Raw genomic sequence first — 2,350 nt, forward strand, 5'->3', positions numbered from 1 at the left:
TTTAGGTCGGGGAGTTTTTCCATTCCTTGATCTAATGTCTATCTTGTCTTCTTGTCAAGGGGGTTGAGCAATTACGAAAATTCTTTTGGATACTTGTGTTTGGGGCGGCTCCCGCCAACAACTCGAAATCGCTGGACATGATGCAATATGGACGGTAGATTTGCCTGAAGATCCGGGCGACGAAGAGATTCTTTCTCGTGCATATTAATGAGGGTCGTATTCTAGTAACATTAGACAAAGATTTTGGCGAGCTTGCAATAGTCCGAGGCGTACCTCACTGCGGGATTATCTGTTTAGTTAATCTAGCTGCGAGACAGCAAGCAGAAGTTTGCTGGCAGGCGATCGCACTTCACGGACAAGAACTCCAATCAGGTGCTATTATCACTGCGAAATTAGGTCGATTGAGAATCTGAAATCCGGGATAATGAGGATAGACCTATGCGAGAAATCCGATGCAATACTTGCGGCAGCAAGCGCTATGAGGAACGTAGAATCAATTACTTTTACAGCCATCAATGTAAATACTTCCTAGTTTATAACACCCCTGTAGAGATTTGTGTTGATTGTGGCATGATTTATTATGATGCAGCAGTTCTCAAAGAAATTGAGCGCCGTTTCTTTGCGATTTACCAGCAGAATGAAATGCCGGATTCGTATATTCAAATTCCCAGCAAGAGTTACACGTAAAGAATGGTTTTTCAAGGAAAGAACCAGAATCTTTTTAAAGTTGCGCTTTTTAAGCAGTGTTTAGGGCGATCGATTTCACCACGGGCAAGCACAAATTTAGATAGCCCGGAGTCCTGAAACAGTTTGATGAGAATGTATACACAATTATTCAAATGGCTGAGACGGCTCATCAAACACAAGGATTCTAGCCCATGACGAAGCACTACCGACACAGATTAGCTGCCGTAATTGCCCTCTCGTTTCTATCTTTCACATCGCCTTTGCTGTTGACTCGCAATGCTGCGACTGGAATTGGGGAGGAACCCACAGCTAATCCCAAACAGATTGCCTTCCTCACCGAGAAGTTAAATATTAACGATGAAATAGCACTTGATCCAGCTATTAAGCTGTTACGAAAAATAGGTGAACCAGCCATCCCTGATAGGATGGAAGCTTTGCAGGATCAGAATTTGTCAGTCGCTCAGAGTGCTGCTGAGGTTCTAAGACAAATCGGTCTTCCTGCTATTCCTGCCTTTGTCAAAACCTTGAAAGACTCAGATGTGTCGGTTGGTGCAGAAACTAAAATTGCTGTGCCGCAGCTAATTCTGTTGCTGAAAGACTCCGATGCCACTGTGCGTAGCCGTGCTGACTATGCTTTGGGCAGGATAGGTGCAGAAGCTAAAACTGCTGTGCCGCACCTAATTCTGTTGCTGAAAGACTCCGATGCAACTGTGCGTAGCCGTGCAGCCAATGCTTTGGGAAAGATGGGTGCAGAAGCTAAAACTGCTGTGCCGCAGCTAATTCTGTTGCTGAAAGACTCCGATGCAAATGTGCGTAGCCGTGCAGAATATGCTTTGGCAAGGATGCGTGCAGAAGTTGAAACTGCACTACCACAGCTAATTTCCCTGCTTCAAGACTCAGATGCAACTGTGCGTAGTAGTGCAACCAATGCTTTGGGAAGTTTCGGTGCAGAAGCTAAAACTGCACTGCCGCAGCTAATTGTCTTGCTGAAAGACTCCAATCCAAATGTGCGTAGTAGTACAGCCTCTGCTTTGAATAAAATCCGTGCAAAAGCTTAAACTGCACTGCCGCAGCTAATTGTCTTGCTGAAAGACTCCAATGCAAATTTGCGTAGGTAGTGCAGCCTCTGCTTTGGGGACGATTGGTGCAGAAGCTAAAACTGTTGTGCCGCAGCTAATTCCGCTGATGAAAGACTCCGATGCCAATCTGCGTAGTAGTGCAGCCTCTGCTTTGGGGACGATTGGTGCAGAAGCTAAAACTGTTGTGCCGCAGCTAGTTCCGCTGCTGAAAGACTCCGATGCCAATCTGCGTAGCCCTGCGGCCCCTGTCTTGCTAAGTATTGCTCTTCATTTTCAAGAAAAAGCAAAGACGCTAACCTCACCGGAGTTAAATCAGGCTGTATCAAACCTACAATCAGCCTTAAAAATTTTGGATGAACCTAAAGCTAATTCGTCACAAACAAAAATCGCAAATCTCCGTGTATAGATCAATGCTCTCAAAGCTGAACCAAGCAATTGCCCCTGCATCAAATCACTTCCCAAAAGTCCCTACATCTGGGGAATTTACTTTTTTTTCCTCTTCCGAACCGTAACCGTTCAGGGGGTGCGCCTGGGGCGCACCACCCTAAGAGGAGTTGTAAAGAATTTGGGGAGAAAGGCGGGCG

The 2,350-nt window shown here is 45.7% G+C and carries 4 protein-coding genes; all 4 read left to right on the forward strand.

Going from position 1 to position 2,350, the window contains the following annotated elements:
• Window positions 1-197: 197 nt before the first annotated feature.
• Complete coding sequence (locus tag QUA24_RS27020; RefSeq protein WP_333233485.1) at window positions 198-413, forward strand: DUF5615 family PIN-like protein; 216 nt, start codon at window positions 198-200, stop codon at window positions 411-413.
• Window positions 414-438: 25 nt separating this feature from the next.
• On the forward strand, window positions 439-687 hold the full coding sequence (locus tag QUA24_RS27025) for a YgiT-type zinc finger protein (RefSeq protein WP_333233487.1): 249 nt from the start codon (window positions 439-441) through the stop codon (window positions 685-687).
• 191 nt (window positions 688-878) lie between these two features.
• On the forward strand, window positions 879-1,745 hold the full coding sequence (locus QUA24_RS27030; protein ID WP_333233489.1) for a HEAT repeat domain-containing protein: 867 nt from the start codon (window positions 879-881) through the stop codon (window positions 1,743-1,745).
• 40 nt (window positions 1,746-1,785) lie between these two features.
• Complete coding sequence (locus tag QUA24_RS27035) at window positions 1,786-2,172, forward strand: HEAT repeat domain-containing protein (protein ID WP_333233490.1); 387 nt, start codon at window positions 1,786-1,788, stop codon at window positions 2,170-2,172.
• Window positions 2,173-2,350: the final 178 nt, after the last annotated feature.

Origin of the sequence: Microcoleus sp. Pol12B5, assembly GCF_036701335.1 — a bacterium.
Classification (GTDB): domain Bacteria; phylum Cyanobacteriota; class Cyanobacteriia; order Cyanobacteriales; family Microcoleaceae; genus Microcoleus.

Excerpts from the sequence above, each read along its gene's own strand:
- QUA24_RS27025 (WP_333233487.1), top strand. The coding sequence starts at position 439 with ATGCGAGAAATCCGATGCAATACTTGCGGCAGCAAGCGCTATGAGGAA.
- QUA24_RS27035 (WP_333233490.1), top strand. The coding sequence starts at position 1,786 with ATGCAAATTTGCGTAGGTAGTGCAGCCTCTGCTTTGGGGACGATTGGT.
- QUA24_RS27030 (WP_333233489.1), top strand. The coding sequence starts at position 879 with ATGACGAAGCACTACCGACACAGATTAGCTGCCGTAATTGCCCTCTCG.